This window comes from Streptomyces sp. NPDC003011, from assembly GCF_053591515.1.
This window is the reverse complement of the sequence record NZ_JBSFTY010000068.1, coordinates 1-20,535: the sequence shown is the minus strand read 5'-3', so window position 1 is coordinate 20,535 and position 20,535 is coordinate 1. Positions and strand designations below refer to the sequence as shown.

The window sequence follows — 20,535 nt, the reverse complement described above, 5'->3', positions numbered from 1 at the left end:
GTGCCTCCCCCGGCCGCCCGGTTGGTCAATTCCGTTCGCCTCACGGCCCGTTCTGTACCCAGAGCTGGATGCGTACGGTCCGCGAACACTCACGATACGTGCCGGAGGCAACCCGCAAAGAGGGGATTCCAGATCTCACGCGCCAAACCCGGGATCGAACTAGGGGCCGATCACCGAACGGTCCCTCACGACTTCGGCCGGAAGGTGTCCGCCATCGTCTGCCAGGTGGTCTTGCGCAGCTCACTGTCCCAGTTCGCGGCTTTCGCCGTGTACATCAGCCCATATCCCAGTTGGCCGTTGACCACGAACCCCCGGTCGATCACTCGGTACTGCGTCCCGCTCTCCACATAGGTGAACTCCCAGTCGGCCGTGTTCCAGCCGCGGTAGTCCACCTTCTCTATTCGGATCCTGTCGTACTGGGAGCGGGTCATGGAGCGTTCCTGGTTCTCCCAGTCCGCCACCGGGTCGCTCTTCGGTGTGGAGGTCCAGCCCACGAGCAGCTTCTGCCCGGCGGGCCCGGTGAACCGGTCCCCCGCGGCACTCGTCGACTGGTACGTCCACCCCTCGGGCAGCCCGATCGAGTAGCCCTGGGTTCCCTCATGCGTGGAGACCGCGGCACCGGAGCCGGAAGAACCGGAGGAACCGCCCGACCCGGCACCCTTGTCGGCGGACGCGCTCGCCTCACCGCTCGGCGTGGTCTGCGCACCCGTCGACGCGGACTCGGTCGCCGGACCGTCCGTACGGGTACCGCCGCCCTCGTCCTCCTTCGTGTCGGCGCTCCCGCTCGCACTGGCCGTCACCTTGGCACCGCCGCCCTCGGCCCCGTCCGAGCCGTCGTCACCGCCGAGCGTGAGCGCCAGCACGGTACCGATCACGGCGAGCACCACGACCACCGCGATGATCAGCAGGGTCCTGCGCGGCACCACATCGGTGAGCGGCGCCCTGGGCACGGGCCGCGGCGGCAGATCCGGCGGCGTCATCACGGGCCACCCGGAACTCAGGTTCCCCGCCCCGCCGTTGGCCCCCTGCGCACTCCCGCCCCGAGGCCCGGGCACCCCGCCCGAACCCGAACCCGAAGCCGCCCCGGACACGCCCGCGGACGCACCCCCGGCCCCACTCGACGCGGCCTTCCCCGAACCCGAGGAGGAAACGCCACCGCCACCCGAGCCGGAGCCCGACCCACCGCTACCGCCACGGGAGCCCGAGGCCCCCGCACCGCTCTCCGTCCCCGAAGCGGCGGCTCCCCCACCGAGCCCCGCGCCAGCCGCACCGCCACCGGACCGCGAGACATCCGCACCACCACCGGATCCGGAGCCGGGCCGAGACCCGACCCCGTCCCCGGAACCATCCGTACCGTCACCGGACTTGCCGCGAGCCGCCCCCGCGGACGCCGCCGCTCCGGCCGCCCCGGCGGCCTTCCGCACGGAACGCAGTGCGCCGCGGAACCGCTCGCCGGCCTCCTCGCCGCGCCTGCCCCCGGCGCCGCTCGCCGGACGCCTTCCGTCCGCACGCCCGTCGGGCTGCGGGGGCAGCGGCACGACCTTCGTCGCGTCGAGCGCCGGCTCCGGCTCGGCCTGCCGTTCCGGCGCGTGGATGACGGCGTTGAGCATCGCCCGCGCGCCCGCGTCGTCGAGCCGCTTGGCCGGGTCCTTGGAGAGCAGGCCGTAGATGACGTCCTTCAGCGGACCGGCGTTCTTCGGCTCCTCCAGCGGCTCGGTCATCACCGCGGTCAGAGTCGCTATGGCCGACCCCTTGTCGTACGGCGGCACCCCCTCGACCGACGCGTACAGCAGCCCGCCCAGCGACCACAGGTCGGCCGCCGGACCCGGCTTGTGCCCGCGCGCCCGCTCCGGCGAGATGTAGGAGGGCGCGCCGACGAGCATGCCGGTCGAGGTGATGGACGGGTCGCCCTCCACCTGGGCGATGCCGAAGTCGGTGAGCACGACCCGGCCGTCGTCGGAGATCAGCACGTTCGACGGCTTCACGTCGCGGTGCAGGATGCCCTCGCGGTGCGCGGACCGCAGCACGTCGAGGATCGCCAGGCCCACTTCGGCCGCGCGCTTGGGTTCGAGGAGGCCGTCCTCCCGGATGACCTCGGCGAGCGACTTGCCCTCGACGAGCTCCATCACGATCCACGGCCGGTCGTCCTCGTCGACCACGTCGAAGACCGTCACCGCGCTCTTGTTGCGGATCCGCGCGATCGCCTTGGCCTCACGCAGCGTGCGCGTGATCAGGCGCCGCTTCTCCTCCTCGTCGATATTGGACGGGAACCGCAGCTCCTTGACGGCGACCGTGCGGCCCAGGGTCTCGTCCTCGGCACGCCACACCGTGCCCATGCCTCCGCGGCCGAGCACTCCTCCCAACCGGTACCGCCCGGCGAGAAGACGCTCGCTGTTGTCCTGACGAGTGTCCTGACGGGATGTCCCCGCCCGCTCCGCCTCCGACATGCGTCCCCTCATGCAACCCGCCCTGACAGAGCCTCCATTGTCCCTCACCCGACAAGTGCCCGACGCCCAGGGTGCCTCTGGGGCCACCGGGCCCATCGCGCAGCCCGTGACATCCCTCACCCGGGACCCACCGCCCCGGCCTCACCCACCCCACCGGATCCTCATCCCCAGGCCGCCACTCCCGTCACCACCCCTCCCCTGACCGTCACTCCCGGGATCGCCCCCGGAGCCGTAACTCCCGGGGCCGCTGCGCCTCTTGAGCCGCGCCCCTGGATGATGGCCCTCGACAAGGGAGGTCCCCGCGATGCCACGGCTACGGACACTGCTGGCCCTGCCTGTGTCCCTGGCCCTCCTCGTCCTGACGCCGGCCGCCTCCTCGGCGCCCTCGGGCCCGCCCGCCGACGCCGTCCTCCCGCTGCTGGTGACCCGAGGCGGCGCCCCCGCCGCGGCGCTCCTGGCCCGCGAGGAGACCGGCAGCCGATATACCCGGGCCGGCCACGGCATCGCCCGCGCCGACCACTTCCGGGCCGGCAGCGTCACCAAGACCTTCATCGCCACGGTCGTCCTGCAACTGGCCGCCGAACACCGGCTGAAGCTGTCCGACACCGTGGAGCGGCACCTGCCCGGCCTGGTGAGCGGAGCGGGCAACGACGGCCGCGCGCTGACCCTGCGCGCCCTGCTCACCCACACGAGCGGCCTGTACGACTTCACCGCGGACACCGGGGGCCTCACCCCCGTCGCCCCTCTTCAGGCCGTGCACATCGCACTCACCCACCCCCCGGCCCGCCCGGGCCGCTTCGCGTACTCGAACACCAACTACGTGCTGCTCGGCCTGGTCGTCGAGCAGGTCACCGGCCACTCGTACGCCACCGAGGCCGAGCGCCGCGTCATCGCTCCGCTGGGTCTGACGGGCACCTCCTTCCCGGGATCCCGCACCGCTCTGCCCGCCCCGCACGGCCGCGCCTACGCCGCCGACGGAACCGATGTCACCCGGCTCGACCCGCGGGTGGCCGGAGCCGCGGGCGAGCTGGTGACCACGCTCGCCGACCTGGACCGCTTCTACGCGGCCCTGTTCAACGGACGCCTCCTGCCCTCGCACTGGCTGCGCGAGATGCTCGACACCCGCACCGCACACGGCTCGTACGGCATGGGGCTGTACCCGGTGACGCTGTCGTGCGGCACCACGGTGTGGGGGCACAACGGCCGGATCTCCGGCAGCTACGTGCGCACCGCTGCCACCGTCGACGGCCGCCGTGTCCTCACCTTCCGGGTGAACACGGACACGGTCACAGATCCCGGCCTCGAACCGGCCCTGCTCGCCGCCGAGTTCTGCCCCCGCACCTCGTAGAACGACCGGATTCCGAACGAAGATCCCGGCTCCCGACACCCGTTCGGGTGACGTTCGGCGGTCCCGCCGGGGTTCACAACGGCACGATGTCCGGCGCCCCGAGCCTCGCCGCGTCCGCCGTCAGATCGTCGGGCTGCCGCTGCGACTCCCGTTCCGACTCCACCCGCTTCTCGTAGTGCTCGACCTCGCGCTCGATCTGGTCCTTGTCCCAGCCGAGCACCGGTGCCATCAGTTCCGCGGCCTCGCGCGCGCAGCGGGTGCCCCGGTCGAAGGTCTCGATGGAGATGCGGGTGCGCCGGGTCAGCACGTCGTCCAGGTGCCGCGCGCCCTCGTGCGAGGCGGCGTACACGACCTCGGCGCGCAGGTAGTCCTCGGAGCCTTGCAGGGGATCGCCCAGTGAGCTGTCGGCGGCGACCAGGTCGAGGACCTCCTCCGCCATCGCGCCGTAACGGTTCAGCAGGTGCTCCACGCGCACCACATGAAGCCCGGTACGGGCGGCGATCCGCGCCCGCGCGTTCCACAGCGCCCGGTACCCCTCGGCGCCGATCAGCGGGACGTCCTCCGTGACGCACTCCGCGACCCGCATGTCGAGGCCGTGCACGGCCGCGTCCACCGCGTCCTTGGCCATCACCCGGTAGGTCGTGTACTTGCCGCCCGCCACCACGACGAGCCCCGGCACCGGATGGGCCACGGTGTGCTCGCGCGACAGCTTGCTGGTGGCGTCCGACTCGCCGGCCAGCAGCGGCCTCAGGCCCGCGTACACGCCCTGGACGTCGTCCCTCGTCAGCGGGACGGCGAGGACCGAGTTCACGTGTTCCAGCAGGTAGTCGATGTCGGCGCTGGAGGCGGCCGGGTGCGCCTTGTCGAGGTCCCAGTCGGTGTCGGTCGTACCGACGATCCAGTGCCGGCCCCACGGGATGACGAACAGGACGGACTTCTCGGTGCGCAGGATCAGCCCGGTCGACGAGTGGATACGGTCCTTCGGCACGACCAGGTGGATGCCCTTCGAGGCACGGACGTGGAACTGGCCGCGCTCCCCCACCATCGCCTGGGTGTCGTCGGTCCACACACCCGTCGCGTTCACGACCTGCTTGGCGCGGATCTCGTACTCCCCGCCCGCCTCGACGTCCTGCACCCGGGCGCCGACGACCCGCTCGCCCTCGCGCAGGAAGCCGGTCACCCGCGCGCGGTTGGCGGTCTTCGCCCCGTACGCCGTCGCCGTGCGCACCAGCGTGGTCACGAAGCGGGCGTCGTCCATCTGGGCGTCGTAGTACTGCAAGGCGCCCACCAGCGCGTCCTTCTTCAGGGCGGGCGCCACCCGCAGGGCGTGGCGGCGGCTCAGGTGGCGGTGCACGGGCAGGCCCCGGCCGTGCCCGCGGGCCATCGACATCGCGTCGTAGAGCGCGACGCCCGAGCCGGCGTACAGCCGCTCCCAGCCCTTGTGCCGGAGCGGGTACAGGAACGGCACCGGCTTCACCAGGTGCGGCGCGAGCCGCTCCAGCAGCAGGCCGCGTTCCTTCAGCGCCTCCCGGACGAGCGTGAAGTCGAGCATCTCCAGATACCGCAGGCCGCCGTGGATCAGCTTGCTGGATCTGCTGGAGGTGCCCGACGCCCAGTCACGCGCCTCGACCAGGCCCGTGGACAGGCCTCGGGTGACGGCGTCGAGCGCGGTGCCCGCGCCGACCACGCCCGCACCCACCACCAGCACGTCCAGTTCACGCTCGGCCATTGATGCGAGTGACTCGGCGCGTTGCGCCGGTCCCAGTGTCGCTGTCCTCACCACTGCCTCCGCTGTCGGTCGTGCCGGTGTCACCCCTGAGGAGTGGCCCGGTCCGTATCCCCCATGCCCAAATTCTGACCGGCTTGCCCAAGTTCAGCCACCACGGGCCCCAGCCTGTGGACAACCTTCACGGAGTCCCGGACGAAAGCGCGCGGACCGACCGGAAGACACACGGGACCAATCCCGCAGATCGGTCATATTTACTCCTAGTCTGACATTGCGCTCGCCCGTCCTGTCCACCGGGCTTGCGCACCTGTCCCGCTTCGGTTACTGGGAAGGACGGCCCACGCCATGCCCGCAGATCTCGCCGTGATCGGACTCGGCCCCTACGGACTGCCCCTGGCCCAGGCCGCCGTCGCCGCCGGCATCGCCACCCTCGGTTACCGGACCGGACCCGAGCCCGGCTCCCTCAGCCCCGCCGAACTGCGCCGGATGCTCTCGGGGGGCTTCCGGCACGCCACCGGCCCCGCCGGGCTCGGCCGGGTGCGCACCGCCGTCATCTGCGCGCCCACGCCACGGGACGCGGACGGCGGGCTCGACCTGAGCCAGGTGGAGGCCGCCGCCCGCACCCTGGCCGCACACCTGCGCCCGCACACCACGGTGATCCTGGAGTCGCCCGTCCCTCCAGGCACCACGGAGGACTTCCTGCGCCCCCTCCTCGAAGAGGGCTCCGGACTGCGTGCGGGCCGCGACTTCCACCTCGCCTACTCGCCCAGCCGGGTCGACCCCGGCAACCGCGACTTCACGCCCGCCAACACCCCCAAGGTGATCGGCGGACTCACCCCCGCCTGCACCGAGTCGGCCGCCGCCTTCTACGGCCGCCTCACCGACAAGGTGGTACGCGCGCGTGGACCGCGCGAGGCGGAGACCGTGCAGCTCCTGGAGACCAACTACCGGCACGTCAACATCGCCCTCGTCAACGAGATGGCCGTCCTCTGCCACGACCTGGGCGTCGACCTGTGGGACGTCATCCGCTGCGCGGAGACCAAGCCGTTCGGCTTCCAGGCCTTCCGCCCCGGCCCCGGCGTCGGCGGCCACACCGTCCCCCAGGACCTGACCGGCAGCGGCTCCGGCCGCACCCTGCGCATGGTGGAACTCGCCCAGCAGGTCAACAGCCAGATGCCCCGGTACGTCATCCAGCGCGCCGCGACCCTCCTCAACGAGCACGGGAAGTCCGCGCGCGGCGCCCGTGTGCTGCTGCTCGGCGTCACCTACAAGCCCGACCTCGCCGACCAGCAGGCCACCCCGGCCCAGGAGATCGCGGTCCGGCTGATGGAGCTGGGCGCCTCCGTCAGCTACCACGACCCGCACGTCCCGTCCTGGAACGTCCTGGACCGCCCGGTCCCGCGCGCGGACTCGCTCTACGAGGCCGCCGCGGACGCCGATCTTACGATCCTGCTCCAACAGCACCGCACGTACGACCTCCAGGGCCTGTCGGTGAAGGCCCAGTTGCTGCTGGACACGCGAGGGGCGACGCCGACCGGGGCGGCCCACCGGATCTGAGGGTGAATTTCCGGGTGAACCGGGCAGAGGTGCCTGCTACTCTTCGGCGACTCGTCGCACATGCGTGCGCGAGTTCCGTCGCACGTTCGTGCGCACACCTCACCGCTCGTTCACCGGTCCCGCGAGGGACATGGGGGGATTTCTGTCATGGCCCAGTCAGCGCCACCGCCGCAGCCCGCCGAGGGCAACCCGTACGCCCAGCAGCCCGGAGCCGTGCCGCAGCCCACCGACGGCGGCAACCCGTACGCCCAGCAGCCGGGCGCCATGCCGCCTCCCCCGGTGCCGTACGCCCCGGCGCCGCCCGCCCCGGCCCGCGGCAATGTCGCCCTCGGTCTGGTCGTCGCCGTCGTCGCGGCCCTGGTCACCGCCGGCGTCTACGGCGCCCTCGTCGGCGCCACCGAGTACGAGATCGGCTACGCGGCGGTCGGCGTCGGCTTCCTCATCGGCTTCGCCGCGGGCAAGCTCGGCGGCTCCCACCCGGTGCTGCCCGTGGTGAGCGCGGTCCTGTCCCTGGGAGCCGTCTACGCGGGCCAGCTCCTCGGCATCGCGATGATCGGCGCCGACGACAGCGGCATGTCCGTGACGACCATTCTCACGGACCACTTCGACCTGGTGACCAAGAGCTGGAGCGAGGAGGCCGACGTGATGACCTTCCTGTTCCTCGGCATCGGCGCGTTCGCCGCGTTCTCCGGCGCCAAGAAGGCCGCAGCGTAACGACGTACCCCTTACGCACCCCCCACGTGCCGGGTACGTACCCGGAAGGGGCCGCCCGCCTGATGGTGGGCGGCCCCTCCGCGTGGTGCCCCCTAGCGCCGGTGCACGGAGTCCGCGACCGTCACCTCGACGCGCTGGAACTCCTTGAGTTCGCTGTAGCCGGTGGTGGCCATGGCGCGGCGCAGGGCGCCGAAGAAGTTCATCGAGCCGTCCGGGGTGTGGGACGGGCCCGCGAGAACCTCCTCAAGGGTGCCGACCGTGCCGAGGTCGACCTTCTTGCCGCGCGGCAGCTCCTCGTTGACGGCCTCCATGCCCCAGTGGTGGCCCTTGCCCGGCGCGTCGGTCGCGCGCGCGAGCGGGGAGCCCATCATCACCGCGTCGGCACCGCAGGCGATGGCCTTGGGCAGGTCGCCGGACCAGCCGACGCCGCCGTCCGCGATCACGTGCACGTACCGGCCGCCGGACTCGTCCATGTAGTCCCGGCGGGCCGCGGCCACGTCGGCGACCGCGGTCGCCATCGGGACCTGGATGCCCAGCACATTGCGCGTGGTGTGCGCCGCGCCGCCGCCGAAGCCGACCAGGACACCCGCCGCGCCGGTGCGCATCAGGTGCAGGGCCGCGGTGTACGTGGCGCAGCCGCCGACGATCACCGGGACGTCGAGCTCGTAGATGAACTGCTTCAGGTTCAGCGGCTCGTGCGAACCGGAGACGTGCTCCGCCGAGACCGTCGTACCGCGGATGACGAAGATGTCCACACCCGCGTCCACGACCACCTTGGAGAACTCGGCGGTGCGCTGCGGGGAGAGCGCGGCGGCGGTGACGACGCCCGCGTCGCGCACCTCCTTGAGGCGCTGCCCGATCAGCTCCTCCTTGATGGGAGCGGCGTAGATCTCCTGGAGGCGGCGGGTCGCCGCCTCGACCGGCAGGCCGACGATCTCGTCGAGCAGCGGCTGCGGGTCCTCGTGGCGCGTCCACAGTCCTTCGAGGTTCAGCACGCCGAGGCCGCCGAGCTCGCCGATGCGGATCGCGGTGGCCGGGGAGACGACCGAGTCCATGGGAGCGGCCAGGAACGGCAGCTCGAAACGGTAGGCGTCGATCTGCCAGGCGATCGAGACCTCCTTCGGGTCCCGCGTACGGCGGCTGGGGACGACGGCGATGTCGTCGAAGGCGTACGCCCGGCGGCCGCGCTTGCCGCGCCCGATCTCGATCTCAGTCACGTGTGTGGCCTTTCCCTGATGCGTTTCAGCGTCTTCCAGTATCGCCGACGGGTACGACAGCGGCTGCCCCGGACGTACGGCGAGGGCGGCCCCGGTCGTCCGGGGCCGCCCTCGGCCGGTCTCACGCGCGCGCGGGAGTCACTTGCTGCGGCTGTAGTTCGGCGCCTCGACCGTCATCTGGATGTCGTGCGGGTGGCTCTCCTTGAGGCCGGCCGAGGTGATCCGGACGAAGCGGCCGTTGGCCTGGAGCTCCCGTACCGTCCGGCCGCCGACGTAGAACATCGACTGGCGCAGGCCGCCGACCAGCTGGTGGACCACCGAGGAGAGCGGGCCGCGGTAGGGCACCTGGCCCTCGATGCCCTCGGGGACGAGCTGCTCGTCGGAGGCGACGCCCTCCTGGAAGTAGCGGTCCTTGGAGAACGACTTGCGGTCGCCGCGGGACTGCATGGCCCCCAGCGAGCCCATGCCGCGGTACGACTTGAACTGCTTGCCGTTGATGAACATCAGCTCGCCCGGGGACTCCTCGCAGCCCGCGAGCAGCGAACCGAGCATCACCGTGTCGGCGCCCGCGACCAGGGCCTTGGCGATGTCGCCGGAGTACTGCAGACCACCGTCGCCGATGACCGGGATACCGGCCTCCTTGGCGGCGAGCGACGCTTCGTAGATGGCCGTCACCTGCGGCACGCCGATGCCGGCGACCACCCGGGTCGTACAGATGGAGCCGGGGCCGACGCCGACCTTGATGCCGTCCACACCGGCGTCGATGAGCGCCTGGGCGCCCTCGCGCGTCGCGATGTTGCCGCCGATCACGTCGACGCCCAGGGAGTTGGACTTGATCTTGGCGACCATGTCGCCGACCAGCCGGGAGTGGCCGTGCGCGGTGTCGACGACGATGAAGTCGACGCCCGCCTCGATCAGGGCCTGGGCGCGCTCGAAGGCGTCACCTGCCACACCGACCGCGGCGCCGACGAGGAGACGGCCCTCGCCGTCCTTCGCCGCGTGCGGGTACTTCTCCGCCTTGACGAAGTCCTTGACCGTGATCAGGCCCTTGAGGGCACCGGCGTCGTCGACCAGCGGAAGCTTCTCGATCTTGTGCTTGCGCAGCAGTTCCATGGCTTCGGCGCCCGAGATGCCGACCTTGCCGGTGACCAGCGGCATCGGCGTCATGACCTCGCGCACCCGGCGGGCGCGGTCCGTCTCGAAGGCCATGTCACGGTTGGTGACGATGCCGAGCAGCTTCTTCTCGCCGTCGGTGACCGGGACGCCGCTGATGCGGAACTTGGCGCACAGCGCGTCGGCCTCGCCGAGCGTGGCGTCCGGGTGGATCGTGATCGGGTCGGCGACCATGCCCGACTCGGAGCGCTTGACCAGGTCGACCTGGTTGGCCTGGTCCTCGATGGACAGGTTGCGGTGCAGAACGCCGACGCCGCCCTGGCGGGCCATCGCGATCGCCATGCGCGACTCGGTGACCTTGTCCATGGCGGCGGACAGGAGCGGGATGTTGACCCGCACGTTCTTGGAGACGTACGAGGCGGTGTCGATCGCGTCGGGCGCCATGTCCGACGGGCCCGGCAGCAGCAGCACGTCGTCGTAGGTCAGCCCGAGCGTCGCGAATTTTCCGGGCACTCCGTCGACGTTGGCAGTCATGACACCTTCCCCAAATGGCCTTGATCGGTGCGGATGTCCATGCTAACGGGAAGCGGGGGTCCCGAATTCCACGGTTCCGTATGGCTACGGGCTTCGTATGTTCGTACGGAGGCGGCGCACAACCCGTTCAGACAAGGGCGCACCACCTGTCCCGGCAACGGCGCACCGCCTGCCTGGGCAGCGCCGCACCGCCTGTTCTCACCAGCGCCGTGCAGCCCGCCTCGGTGACGCCCTACTGCTCCGCCAGCGCCCGCAGCCTGCTCAGCGCCCGGTGCTGGGCCACGCGGACCGCACCAGGTGACATTCCCAACATCTGCCCCGTCTCCTCCGCCGTCAAGCCCACCGCGATCCGCAGCAGCAGCAGCTCGCGCTGGTTCTCGGGGAGGTTGGCGAGGAGTTTCTTGGCCCATTCGGCGTCGCTGCTCAGCAGCGCCCGCTCCTCCGGGCCGAGCGAGTCGTCCGGCCGCTCGGGCATCTCGTTCGAGGGGACGGCCGTCGAGCCGGGGTGCCGCATCGCCGCCCGTTGCAGGTCGGCGACCTTGTGCGCGGCGATGGCGAAGACGAACGCCTCGAACGGGCGCCCAGTGTCCTTGTAGCGCGGCAGGGCCAGCAGGACCGCGACACAGACTTCCTGGGCGAGGTCCTCGACGAAGTGCCGGGCGTCGCCCGGAAGACGCGACAGACGGGTGCGGCAGTAGCGCAGCGCCAGGGGGTGGACATGGGCCAGCAGGTCGTGCGTGGCCTGCTCGTCCCCGTCGACGGCGCGGTGGACGAGCGCACCGATCGCTCCTCGGGCCGTGCCCGCCTCGTCGTCGCGCATCGATCCATGGTGCCTTGACGGCATCCGATCCGTGGCATCGCGCTGGTCGTTGTGCACCGAAGCGTTATGAGCAGGTGCGCCGGAACTCATCCCTTGCGCCCTCCCCTCCCGCTCGTCCGACTCGTCCCCGAGGAACTCCACACCTCAAGGATGCGGCATCCGCGGCGAAACCAGCAGCGGGCACCCGGCGGGCCCCTGTGGCGAGCGCCTGCGGGGAGGTACGGGTGCGTCCCCGCGCCCGCCGGGCGGCGTCGGGGCGCGCCCGGCCTTCCTCGGGGACTCCGGCCCCGCCCACCTCCTGGTGGGCGGGGATGCCGGCGGCCCCGCTGTGACCCACGCGCTCCTGCTCAGCGCACCAGGCCCCACCGGAAACCGAGCGCCACGGCGTGTGCCCGGTCCGAGGCGCCCAGCTTCTTGAACAGCCGCCGGGCGTGCGTCTTGACGGTGTCCTCGGAGAGGAACAGCTCGCGGCCGATCTCGGCGTTGGAACGGCCGTGGCTCATGCCTTCGAGGACCTGGATCTCACGCGCTGTGAGTGTGGGCGCGGCGCCCATCTCGGCGGAGCGCAGCCGGCGGGGGGCCAGCCGCCAGGTCGGGTCGGCGAGGGCCTGCGTGACGGTCGCCCGCAACTCCGCGCGGGAGGCGTCCTTGTGCAGGTAGCCGCGGGCGCCGGCGGCCACCGCCAGGGCCACGCCGTCGAGGTCCTCGGCGACGGTGAGCATGATGATGCGCGCACCCGGGTCGGCGGACAGCAGCCGCCGGACGGTCTCGACGCCGCCCAGTCCGGGCATGCGTACGTCCATCAGAATCAGGTCCGAACGGTCGGCGCCCCAGCGGCGGAGGACTTCCTCGCCGTTGGCCGCGGTCGTCACGCGCTCGACGCCGGGCACGGTCGCGACCGCGCGGCGGAGCGCCTCTCGGGCAAGCGGGGAGTCGTCGCAGACGAGGACGGATGTCATGGCCGTCCTCCGCAGCTGATGCACGTCACCTTGAGCCTCCAGGCTGGTACGAAATCGTCACCTGTGCGGTCGACCGTCTCGGACGCCTGCCCGAGCGCTGGTGTTTCCAACCGCCTCCGCACTCTCAACGACGGTCACTCGAAAGAGTTACGGGGCCGTGTGCCATCTTCGGCACTCTACGTGAGGGCTCGGACACGATGCAGACATGCGCGCCCCACCTACAACCTTTCATTACAAGCCGTGCCCCATTCGGCCGTATTTCTTCCCTTTTGCTGGTGTCTGAGGCTAGATTCGCAATGAGTCATATTTTCATATCCTTAGATCGTAGTTGTACGGTCGTGGACACCGTATCCGCCCAGAACGGCTACAAGGGGTCACGCAATGGCAGATTTCTCCCGCCTTCCCGGACCGAACGCGGACCTGTGGGACTGGCAGCTGCTGGCTGCCTGTCGTGGGGTGGACAGCTCGCTCTTCTTCCATCCGGAGGGCGAGCGCGGGGCGGCCCGGAGCGCTCGTGAGAACTCGGCCAAGGAGGTCTGCATGAGGTGCCCGGTGCGTGCGCAGTGCGCGGCGCACGCGCTGGCGGTGAGAGAGCCGTACGGCGTCTGGGGCGGGCTGACCGAGGACGAGCGCGAGGAGCTCATGGGGCGGGCGCGCCACCGGCTGGTGTCGGCGTCGGCCGGCGGTGGCGACACCGCTTCGAACAATTGAAGGAACGTTTCGGCAGGATGGGCACGCGCACGCGTGCCCCTTATTTGTTTCGGGCGGATTCTTCCGGCGGGCCTCGCTAGCGGACCGCCGCCCGCGTCAGGTGGTCCAGCGTCGCCGCCACCGCCGGCACCTGCGCCAGGTCGGGCAGCGTGAGGGCGACGATCTCCCGGCGCACCGCCGGCTCCAGGGTCACCGTACGCGCCCCCCGCGGCCGTACGGACTCGACGGCGAGCTGGGGCAGGACGGCGACCCCGAGGCCGGCGCCCACCAGGCCCACCACCGCGGGATAGTCGTCGGTCGCGAAGTCGATGCGGGGCGTGAAGCCGGCGCCCTCGCACACCTCCACCAGTTGCCCGCGGCAGCGCGGGCAGCCCGCGATCCACGGCTCCCGGGCGAGTTCGCCGATGGCGACGGACGGTGCTCCCGCGAGGCGGTGCCGTTCGGGTACGAGGGCGACCAGACGGTCCGTCAGCAGGGGGCGTACGACGAGGTCGTCCCACTCCTCGGCGCCCGCCGCCCCCTCGTAGCGGAAGGCGAGGGCCACGTCGCAGTCGCCCTCGCGCAGGAGTTCGACGGACCGGGGCGGCTCGGCCTCCTCCAGCGAGACACGGGTGCCGGGGTGTGCCGCGCGCAGGGCGGCGAGGGCGGTCGGGACGAGGGTGGAGCTGCCGCTGGGGAAGGAGACCAGGCGGACCCGGCCCGCGCGCAGGCCGGCGATGGCGGCGACCTCCTCCTCGGCCGCGGTCAGCCCGGAGAGGATCCCGGCGGCGTGCCGCACGAGGGCCTCGCCGGCCTGGGTCAGCCGCATCTCGCGTCCGCTGCGGATCAGCAGGGGCGTGCCGACGGAGGCCTCCAGGGCCTTCATCTGCTGGCTGACGGCGGGCTGGGTGCAGCCCAGTTCGCGCCCGGCCGCCGAGAAGGAGCCGGTGGCGGCGACGGCGCGCAGCACGCGGAGATGACGGGCCTCGATCACCCTTCGAGCATAAGCGCAGCTTGGGGAGGCCGCCGCAATCTCCGTCGACGCTTTGGGGCGCGGTCGCCTACCGTGCGCCCATGAGGCTGCTCTCACCACAGCCGACCGGCGGGCCGGTGCGGGTACGGGCGCCCAGGCCCGGATCGACGTCTCCGGCGCGCTGATCGGCGAGCGCTGGCGCATCGGGTCCGAGGTGGTGCTGGAGGTCAGCGGCCGGCGGATACCGTGCGGCACCTTCCAGGGCCACACGGGTGAGCGGCAGTGGGTGAAGCGGTTCACGCGCAAGGGCGCGTCGGGTGCGTACCTGCGGGTGGTCGAACCGGGCGAGATCCGTGCCGGGGACCCCATCGAGATCGTCCGCCGTCCGGACCACGACGTGACGGTGGCCCTGATGTTCCGGGCGGTCAGGACCGAGCGGGAGCTGCGGCCGCGGCTGCCGGCGGCGGGCGAGGCGCTGCACTCGCAGGCGCGGGAGTGGGCACTGGCGTACGCGGCGGAGCGCGGAGCCCGGTGAGCCCTCACCGGACCGCCGTCCTCGACGGTTCCACCGATGGTGGAGGGCTTGTGCGGGGAGCGGACGGGCGCGGTCCCGGTCATTAACCTTGCGCCATGACAACGGCTCTCATCACGGGATCGACCGCGGGCATCGGTGCCGCGTTCGCACGGCGGCTGGCGGCGGACGGGCACAACCTCGTCCTGGTCGCCCGCGACACCAAGCGGCTGCGGGACCAGGCGACCGAACTGCACGACCGGCACGGCATCGAGGCGGAGGTGCTCACCGCCGACCTGGCGACGGACGACGGCATCGAGGCGGTGGCCGCCCGGCTCGGCGACCGCAGGAACCCCGTCGACCTGCTGATCAACAACGCGGGCTTCGGCAACAAGGGCCGCTATCTCGACGTCCCCATGGCCGACGAGCTGACCATGCTCAAGGTGCACTGCGAGGCGGTGCTGCGGCTGACGTCGGCGGCGGCCGGGGCGATGCGGGAGCGGGGGCGCGGCGGTGTCGTCAACGTCGCCTCGGTGGCCGCCTTCCTGCCGCGCGGGACGTACGGGGCGTCGAAGGCCTGGGTCGTGCAGTTCACGCAGGGCGCGGCGAAGGACCTGGCGGGCAGTGGTGTGCGGCTGATGGCGCTGTGCCCCGGGTTCGTGCGCACCGAGTTCCACCAGCGGGCCGGGATGGGCACGGACAACATCCCGGACTGGATGTGGCTGGACGCGGACAAGCTGGTGGCGGCGGCGCTGGCGGATCTGGCGCGCGGGAAGCCGGTGTCCATTCCGGATCCGCGGTACAAGGTGCTGATGGGGCTGGCGAAGGTCGCGCCGCGGTCGCTGCTCGGCGGGATCTCCTCGAAGACGGGCCGCAAGTACGGGCCCCGGTAGCGGGCGGGTGACGGCGCGTCTCCGGTGGGAGAATGGGTGGGACACGGACCGTGCCCAGGGGGGCCGGAGGCGGCGTCATGACGTTCGTACAGCTCATCGACTGCAGGACCAGCCGGTTCGACGAGATGAACCGGCTGATGGACACATGGGTCGAACAGACCAGAGGGAAACGGACCGCGACGCACGCGGTGGTCGGCAAGGACCGCTCGGACGCGTCGCACTTCGTCGAGATCGTGGAGTTCCCGTCGTACGAGGAGGCGATGCGGAACTCCGGGCTGCCGGAGACCGACCGGATCTTCCGGGACATGGTCGCCCTGTGCGACGCCGAGCCGACGTTCACCGACCTGGACGTGGTGCGGGACGAGCAGCTCGCCCCGGGCCTCGCGCGGGAGTTCTTCGAGCAGGCCGGGCGGGGTGCGCCGGGGCGGCTGTTCGAGCGGTTCTCCGACGACTACGTGGACCACGATCCCGCGCATCCCGCGGATCTGGGACTGCGCGGGGCGCAGGAGGAGTACGCGGGGTGGCGGCGGGCCTTCGACTTCGCCTTCCGCGTCGACGACCAGGTCGCCCAGGACGACCGGGTGTGCACCCGCTGGACCTGGACCGGCCGGCACCAGGGCGATTTCGTGGGGATCCCGGCCACCGGCCAGGAGGTCACCATGACCGGCACGACCTGGCACCGGTTCCGGGACGGGCTGATCTGCGAGGGCTGGTGGCAGTACGACCGGGCCGGGCTGATGGAACAGCTGGGGGTACTCGGGGAATGACCCGCGAAGGGGAAGGGCCCCGGTCCGGCACTCGTGTGCGGAACGGGGCCCTTTGTACGAGCGGGTCGCTCGGTGGGAGGTCGCTCAGTGGGAGTGGCCGTGGCTGTGGCCGCCGGCGGCCGGCTCCTCCTCTTCCTTCTTCTCGACGACCAGGGTCTCGGTCGTCAGGAGGAGGGAGGCGATGGAGGCGGCGTTCTCCAGGGCGGAGCGGGTGACCTTGACCGGGTCGATGACGCCGGCCTTGACCAGGTCGCCGTACTCGCCGGTGGCGGCGTTGAAGCCCTGGCCCTTGTCGAGCTCGGCGACCTTGGCGGTGATGACGTAACCCTCCAGGCCGGCGTTCTCGGCGATCCAGCGCAGCGGCTCGACGACCGCGCGGCGGACGACGGCGACACCGGTGGCCTCGTCGCCGGTCTTGTCGAGGTTGCCCTCCAGGACCTTGGCGGCGTGGACGAGCGCGGAGCCGCCACCGGAGACGATGCCCTCCTCGACCGCGGCGCGGGTCGCGGAGATGGCGTCCTCCAGACGGTGCTTCTTCTCCTTCAGCTCCACCTCGGTGGCGGCGCCGACCTTGATCACGCACACGCCGCCGGCCAGCTTCGCGAGGCGCTCCTGGAGCTTCTCGCGGTCCCAGTCGGAGTCCGTGCTCTCGATCTCGGCCTTGATCTGGGCGACGCGGCCCGTGACGTCCGCCGAGTCGCCGGCGCCGTCGACGACGGTGGTGTCGTCCTTGGTGACCGTGACGCGGCGGGCGGAGCCCAGCACGTCCAGGCCGACCTGGTCGAGCTTGAGGCCGACCTCCTCGGAGACGACCGTGGCGCCGGTGAGGACCGCCAGGTCCTGCAGCATCGCCTTGCGGCGGTCGCCGAAGCCGGGGGCCTTGACCGCGACCGCGTTGAAGGTGCCGCGGATCTTGTTCACGACCAGGGTCGACAGGGCCTCGCCCTCGACGTCCTCGGCGATGATCAGCAGCGGCTTGGAGGAGTTGGTCTGGATGACCTTCTCCAGCAGCGGCAGCAGGTCGCCGATCGAGGAGATCTTGCCCTGGTTGATCAGGATGTACGGCTCGTCGAGGACGGCCTCCATGCGCTCCTGGTCCGTCACGAAGTACGGCGACAGGTAGCCCTTGTCGAAGGCCATGCCCTCGGTGAAGTCCAGCTCCAGACCGAAGGTGTTGGACTCCTCGACGGTGATGACACCGTCCTTGCCGACCTTGTCCATCGCCTCGGCGATGAGCTCGCCGACCTGGCTGTCCTGGGCGGACAGACCGGCGACGGCGGCGATGTCGGACTTCTCGTCGATCGGCCGGGCGGTCGCGAGGAGTTCCTCGGACACGGCCCTGACCGCGGCGTCGATGCCCTTCTTCAGGGCGGCCGGGGAGGCACCCGCGGCGACGTTGCGCAGGCCCTCGCGCACCAGCGCCTGGGCGAGCACGGTGGCGGTGGTGGTGCCGTCACCCGCGATGTCGTTGGTCTTGGTCGCCACCTCCTTCACCAGCTGGGCGCCGAGGTTCTCGTACGGGTCGTCGAGCTCGACCTCGCGGGCGATGGTGACGCCGTCGTTGGTGATGGTGGGGGCGCCGAACTTCTTGTCGATGACGACGTTGCGGCCCTTGGGGCCGATCGTCACCTTGACCGTGTCGGCGAGCTTGTTGACGCCGCGCTCGAGGGCGCGACGGGCGTCCTCGTCGAACTTCAGGATCTTCGCCATGGGAGCGTGAGCCCTCTCGGAAATCTAGGTGAAATTGACCGCGCCCCCGGCGCCCGGCTCAGTAGTGATCGCGGGGGGCCAGGGGCGCAGCTCAAAGCAAGATGCTTCGCGAGGAAGCGGGTGAACTACTTCTCGATGATCGCGAGCACGTCGCGAGCCGAGAGGACGAGGTACTCCTCGCCGTTGTACTTCACCTCGGTGCCGCCGTACTTGCTGTACAGCACGATGTCGCCGGTCTTGACGTCGAGCGGAAGACGCTCGCCGTTCTCGAAACGGCCCGGGCCTACGGCCAGGACGACGCCCTCCTGGGGCTTCTCCTTCGCCGTGTCCGGGATGACCAGGCCAGAGGCGGTGGTCTGCTCGGCGTCGAGCGGCTGGACCACAATGCGGTCCTCGAGCGGCTTGATGGCAACCTTGGAGCTGGTGGTCGTCACGATCCGACCTCCCCCTTCGGAGATCACGGGGTTGACTGTCTGAGGTGGCGACCAGGTCGATCCGTCGTCGCGGGTGCCGGACCTGCCCGTCGCGTAGTTGGCACTCTCCCGGGGGGAGTGCCAGACCTGAGACTATGACCGCGGTTAGCACTCGGTCAAGCGGAGTGCCAATCACCCGCGGCGCGTCGGCGGGTTTTCCGGCCGGCGGCGTGAGTGCACAGGTGCCAGGCGTGCGGGTGGCCGTCGTACCGGGGACCGCCGCCCCGGGCCTCCGCTCCGGCCTGAACGGCCCTGTCCTCGGCGCCGGACGGGCCGGGATGGCCGCGGCCCGGCCGCGGCACACCCCTACAGGTAGTCCTCCAGCCGCCCCACCGTCAGCCCCCGCGCCTGGATCTCCCGCAGCAGTCCCCTCGTCCGGTCTCTCAGGGACGGGCCCGTCGGCTCCCTGGACGCCAGCGACACGATGTCGCCCGCGCGCAGCCGGTTCTCCCCCTCGGTGAAGGTCGGCTCGTCGCCCTCCATGGACGCCCGCCACAGGACGACCGCCGAGACACCGCAGTCGGCGGCGGCGCGCAGGGTCGTCGTGTCGTACGTGCCGTAGGGAGGGCGGAAGAGGCGGGGGCGGATGCCGAAACGGGACCTGAGTTTGTCCTGCTGGCCGCAGATCTCGGCGCGCTGGCCGGCGTAGGGCAGGCCGCGCAGGGCGGAGTGGTCGAGGGTGTGGTTCTGGATGCTCGCGCCGACCGCCTGGAGACGCGCGAAGTGCCCGTACCCCGGCCCGACGACACTGTCCGTGAGGAACATGCTGACCGGGAGCCGCAGTTCGCGGACCATCTCGACGAACCGCGGGTCCCGTTCGGCACCGTCGTCGTAGGTCAGGAAGACGACCGGGTCGGTGGTGGGCACCCGGTGCACCACGGGCGGCAGGCCCGGGCCCGCCGCCCGCGCGGCCGGGGACCGGGCGGGCGGCTTCGGGGCGGACGGCAGGGGGGCCGTCAGGCCCCAGCGGCGGTACGCGGGCTTCCCCGCCCCGTCCGGCGCGTGCGAGCCCGCCCGCTGGGCCGCCTTCCCGCCGAGCCGTTCGACGGGGCCGGCGGGATCGGCGGACCGGGCGCAGCCGGTCAGCAGGGCGGCGGCCACCAGCGTTCCCGCCAGCGGCCCCCGCAGCCGCCTCACAGGTAGTCCTCCAGGCGGGCCACGGCGTACCCCTCGGCCGTGATCTTGTTCAGGAAACGGCGGACCATGTCCGGCATCGTGCCGTTCCAGTCCTCGCGGCCCCGGAAGTGGCTGAGCACGATGTCGCCGGGGCGGATCTCCCGGTCCCACTCCCGGTACTCCCAGCGGTCGACGAAGACCTCCTCGTTCCACAGGGGGGCGTACCTGATGCCGCAGGCCTTCGCCGCGCGCAGCGTGTCCCGGTTGTAGTTGCCGAAGGGCGGGCGGAAGAGCGTGGGCCGCTTGCCGTAGCGCCTCTCGATCACGTTCTGCATGCCGCAGATCTCGCGCTTCTGGCGGGCGTAGGACAACCCCGGCAGGTAGGGGTGGCGGAGGGTGTGGTTGTTGAGCCCGACTCCCGCGTCCCGCATCTTCTCGAAGTAGCCGTAGTCCTCCTTGACCAGGTAGTCGCTGAGGAAGGCGGTGTACGGGATCTTGAGCTGGCTCATCATCCGCAGGAACGCCGGGTCCTTCTCGGCGCCGTCGTCGATGGTGAGGAAGACGACCTTGTGCCGGGTGGGGACCGTGGTGAAGACAGGCGGGAGGTTCGACTCCCGGTGGCCGTCGACCTCGAAGCCCTCGCGGGTGGTGATCCTGGGTTTCACCGCGGGGGGCGGCGGGGGCGTCAGCGGGACCTTCTTCAGGCCCCACCGCTGCGCCGCGGCCACCCTGGCCTGCTGCGCGGCGCGCGCCTTGGCCGCGCGCCCCTCCTTGGCGCCCTGCTGGCCGGGGGCGGGCGGTACGTCGGGGGCCGCCGACCGGCGCGTGCTCGACGACCGCGGTCACATCCTCACCAACAACCACGTCGTGGAGTCGGCCATGCGGCGCAGCAGGACCAGCTGGAAGCCGAGCGGGGTGAAGGGGTCGGGGCGGGGGCTAGTCGGGCGCTTTCCGGAGGGCATGGGAC

16 protein-coding genes and 2 pseudogenes are annotated in these 20,535 nt (G+C 71.5%); 7 read left to right on the top strand and 11 right to left on the bottom strand.

The features are described 5' to 3' along the window. Positions 1-185: 185 nt before the first annotated feature. Positions 186-2,447, bottom strand: coding sequence for a serine/threonine-protein kinase (locus ACWD0J_RS29780; protein ID WP_451498944.1), 2,262 nt, complete (start codon positions 2,445-2,447; stop codon positions 186-188). Positions 2,448-2,751: 304 nt separating this feature from the next. Between ACWD0J_RS29780 and ACWD0J_RS29775 the strand changes: the two genes are divergently transcribed. Then, positions 2,752-3,795: a serine hydrolase domain-containing protein gene (locus tag ACWD0J_RS29775; protein WP_451498943.1), complete on the top strand. Its 1,044-nt coding sequence runs from the start codon at positions 2,752-2,754 to the stop codon at positions 3,793-3,795. A gap of 73 nt (positions 3,796-3,868) precedes the next feature. On the opposite strand, the gene ACWD0J_RS29770 is transcribed toward ACWD0J_RS29775, so the two are convergent. Next, positions 3,869-5,575, bottom strand: coding sequence for a glycerol-3-phosphate dehydrogenase/oxidase (locus ACWD0J_RS29770; RefSeq protein ID WP_451498942.1), 1,707 nt, complete (start codon positions 5,573-5,575; stop codon positions 3,869-3,871). A gap of 291 nt (positions 5,576-5,866) precedes the next feature. Between ACWD0J_RS29770 and ACWD0J_RS29765 the strand changes: the two genes are divergently transcribed. Both ACWD0J_RS29765 and ACWD0J_RS29760 read left to right on the top strand, forming a co-directional pair. Continuing rightward, entirely contained in the window at positions 5,867-7,078 is a 1,212-nt protein-coding gene (locus ACWD0J_RS29765) for a nucleotide sugar dehydrogenase (protein ID WP_451498941.1), read from the top strand. Positions 7,079-7,225: 147 nt separating this feature from the next. After that, positions 7,226-7,792: a hypothetical protein gene (locus ACWD0J_RS29760; RefSeq protein ID WP_451498940.1), complete on the top strand. Its 567-nt coding sequence runs from the start codon at positions 7,226-7,228 to the stop codon at positions 7,790-7,792. A 92-nt stretch (positions 7,793-7,884) separates the two neighbouring features. Here the strand turns inward: ACWD0J_RS29760 and ACWD0J_RS29755 are convergent, their stop codons facing one another. The 4 genes from ACWD0J_RS29755 to ACWD0J_RS29740 all read right to left on the bottom strand — a co-directional run bounded on the left by ACWD0J_RS29755 (position 7,885) and on the right by ACWD0J_RS29740 (position 12,435). Beyond that, positions 7,885-9,009: a GuaB3 family IMP dehydrogenase-related protein gene (locus ACWD0J_RS29755; protein WP_451498939.1), complete on the bottom strand. Its 1,125-nt coding sequence runs from the start codon at positions 9,007-9,009 to the stop codon at positions 7,885-7,887. A gap of 138 nt (positions 9,010-9,147) precedes the next feature. Continuing rightward, positions 9,148-10,656, bottom strand: coding sequence for an IMP dehydrogenase (guaB, locus tag ACWD0J_RS29750; RefSeq protein ID WP_451498938.1), 1,509 nt, complete (start codon positions 10,654-10,656; stop codon positions 9,148-9,150). Positions 10,657-10,888: 232 nt separating this feature from the next. Then, complete coding sequence (locus ACWD0J_RS29745) at positions 10,889-11,476, bottom strand: sigma-70 family RNA polymerase sigma factor (RefSeq protein ID WP_451498937.1); 588 nt, start codon at positions 11,474-11,476, stop codon at positions 10,889-10,891. A gap of 347 nt (positions 11,477-11,823) precedes the next feature. After that, complete coding sequence (locus ACWD0J_RS29740; RefSeq protein ID WP_003948568.1) at positions 11,824-12,435, bottom strand: response regulator transcription factor; 612 nt, start codon at positions 12,433-12,435, stop codon at positions 11,824-11,826. A gap of 381 nt (positions 12,436-12,816) precedes the next feature. On the opposite strand from ACWD0J_RS29740, the gene ACWD0J_RS29735 reads away from it, so the two are divergent. Next, a complete protein-coding gene (locus tag ACWD0J_RS29735) occupies positions 12,817-13,146 on the top strand; it encodes a WhiB family transcriptional regulator (protein ID WP_451498936.1) in 330 nt (109 codons plus the stop codon). Positions 13,147-13,222: 76 nt separating this feature from the next. Here ACWD0J_RS29735 and ACWD0J_RS29730 read toward each other — a convergent pair whose 3' ends face one another. Beyond that, positions 13,223-14,119, bottom strand: coding sequence for a LysR family transcriptional regulator (locus tag ACWD0J_RS29730; RefSeq protein WP_451498935.1), 897 nt, complete (start codon positions 14,117-14,119; stop codon positions 13,223-13,225). 142 nt (positions 14,120-14,261) lie between these two features. Here ACWD0J_RS29730 and ACWD0J_RS29725 point away from each other — a divergent pair. From ACWD0J_RS29725 to ACWD0J_RS29715, 3 genes and pseudogenes are all read left to right on the top strand, one after another. Beyond that, positions 14,262-14,633: pseudogene (locus ACWD0J_RS29725) on the top strand (MOSC domain-containing protein); the annotation flags it as partial. Positions 14,634-14,728: 95 nt separating this feature from the next. Then, positions 14,729-15,502: an SDR family NAD(P)-dependent oxidoreductase gene (locus ACWD0J_RS29720; protein WP_451498934.1), complete on the top strand. Its 774-nt coding sequence runs from the start codon at positions 14,729-14,731 to the stop codon at positions 15,500-15,502. Positions 15,503-15,579: 77 nt separating this feature from the next. After that, positions 15,580-16,269 (top strand): ester cyclase, encoded by a 690-nt coding sequence (locus tag ACWD0J_RS29715; RefSeq protein WP_451498933.1) that lies wholly within the window; start codon positions 15,580-15,582, stop codon positions 16,267-16,269. 84 nt (positions 16,270-16,353) lie between these two features. Here ACWD0J_RS29715 and groL read toward each other — a convergent pair whose 3' ends face one another. The 4 genes and pseudogenes from groL to ACWD0J_RS29695 all read right to left on the bottom strand — a co-directional run. Beyond that, on the bottom strand, positions 16,354-17,979 hold the full coding sequence (gene groL, locus ACWD0J_RS29710; protein WP_451498932.1) for a chaperonin GroEL: 1,626 nt from the start codon (positions 17,977-17,979) through the stop codon (positions 16,354-16,356). A 125-nt stretch (positions 17,980-18,104) separates the two neighbouring features. Beyond that, a complete protein-coding gene (groES, locus tag ACWD0J_RS29705) occupies positions 18,105-18,413 on the bottom strand; it encodes a co-chaperone GroES (protein ID WP_003998759.1) in 309 nt (102 codons plus the stop codon). Between the two features lie 345 nt (positions 18,414-18,758). Then, positions 18,759-19,589 (bottom strand): polysaccharide deacetylase family protein, encoded by an 831-nt coding sequence (locus ACWD0J_RS29700; RefSeq protein ID WP_451498931.1) that lies wholly within the window; start codon positions 19,587-19,589, stop codon positions 18,759-18,761. Beyond that, positions 19,586-20,371, bottom strand: a pseudogene (locus ACWD0J_RS29695) (polysaccharide deacetylase family protein); the annotation flags it as partial. The pseudogene ACWD0J_RS29695 and the gene ACWD0J_RS29700, both read right to left, overlap by 4 nt. Positions 20,372-20,535: the final 164 nt, after the last annotated feature.

What these genes read in the sequence shown, in the direction of transcription:
- ACWD0J_RS29740 (WP_003948568.1), bottom strand. Translation starts at nt 12,435, where the DNA reads ATGACATCCGTCCTCGTCTGCGACGACTCCCCGCTTGCCCGAGAGGCG.
- ACWD0J_RS29775 (WP_451498943.1), top strand. Translation starts at nt 2,752, where the DNA reads ATGCCACGGCTACGGACACTGCTGGCCCTGCCTGTGTCCCTGGCCCTC.
- ACWD0J_RS29765 (WP_451498941.1), top strand. Translation starts at nt 5,867, where the DNA reads ATGCCCGCAGATCTCGCCGTGATCGGACTCGGCCCCTACGGACTGCCC.
- ACWD0J_RS29780 (WP_451498944.1), bottom strand. Translation starts at nt 2,447, where the DNA reads ATGTCGGAGGCGGAGCGGGCGGGGACATCCCGTCAGGACACTCGTCAG.
- groL (WP_451498932.1), bottom strand. Translation starts at nt 17,979, where the DNA reads ATGGCGAAGATCCTGAAGTTCGACGAGGACGCCCGTCGCGCCCTCGAG.
- ACWD0J_RS29745 (WP_451498937.1), bottom strand. Translation starts at nt 11,476, where the DNA reads ATGCGCGACGACGAGGCGGGCACGGCCCGAGGAGCGATCGGTGCGCTC.
- ACWD0J_RS29715 (WP_451498933.1), top strand. Translation starts at nt 15,580, where the DNA reads ATGACGTTCGTACAGCTCATCGACTGCAGGACCAGCCGGTTCGACGAG.
- guaB (WP_451498938.1), bottom strand. Translation starts at nt 10,656, where the DNA reads ATGACTGCCAACGTCGACGGAGTGCCCGGAAAATTCGCGACGCTCGGG.
- ACWD0J_RS29760 (WP_451498940.1), top strand. Translation starts at nt 7,226, where the DNA reads ATGGCCCAGTCAGCGCCACCGCCGCAGCCCGCCGAGGGCAACCCGTAC.
- ACWD0J_RS29735 (WP_451498936.1), top strand. Translation starts at nt 12,817, where the DNA reads ATGGCAGATTTCTCCCGCCTTCCCGGACCGAACGCGGACCTGTGGGAC.
- ACWD0J_RS29720 (WP_451498934.1), top strand. Translation starts at nt 14,729, where the DNA reads ATGACAACGGCTCTCATCACGGGATCGACCGCGGGCATCGGTGCCGCG.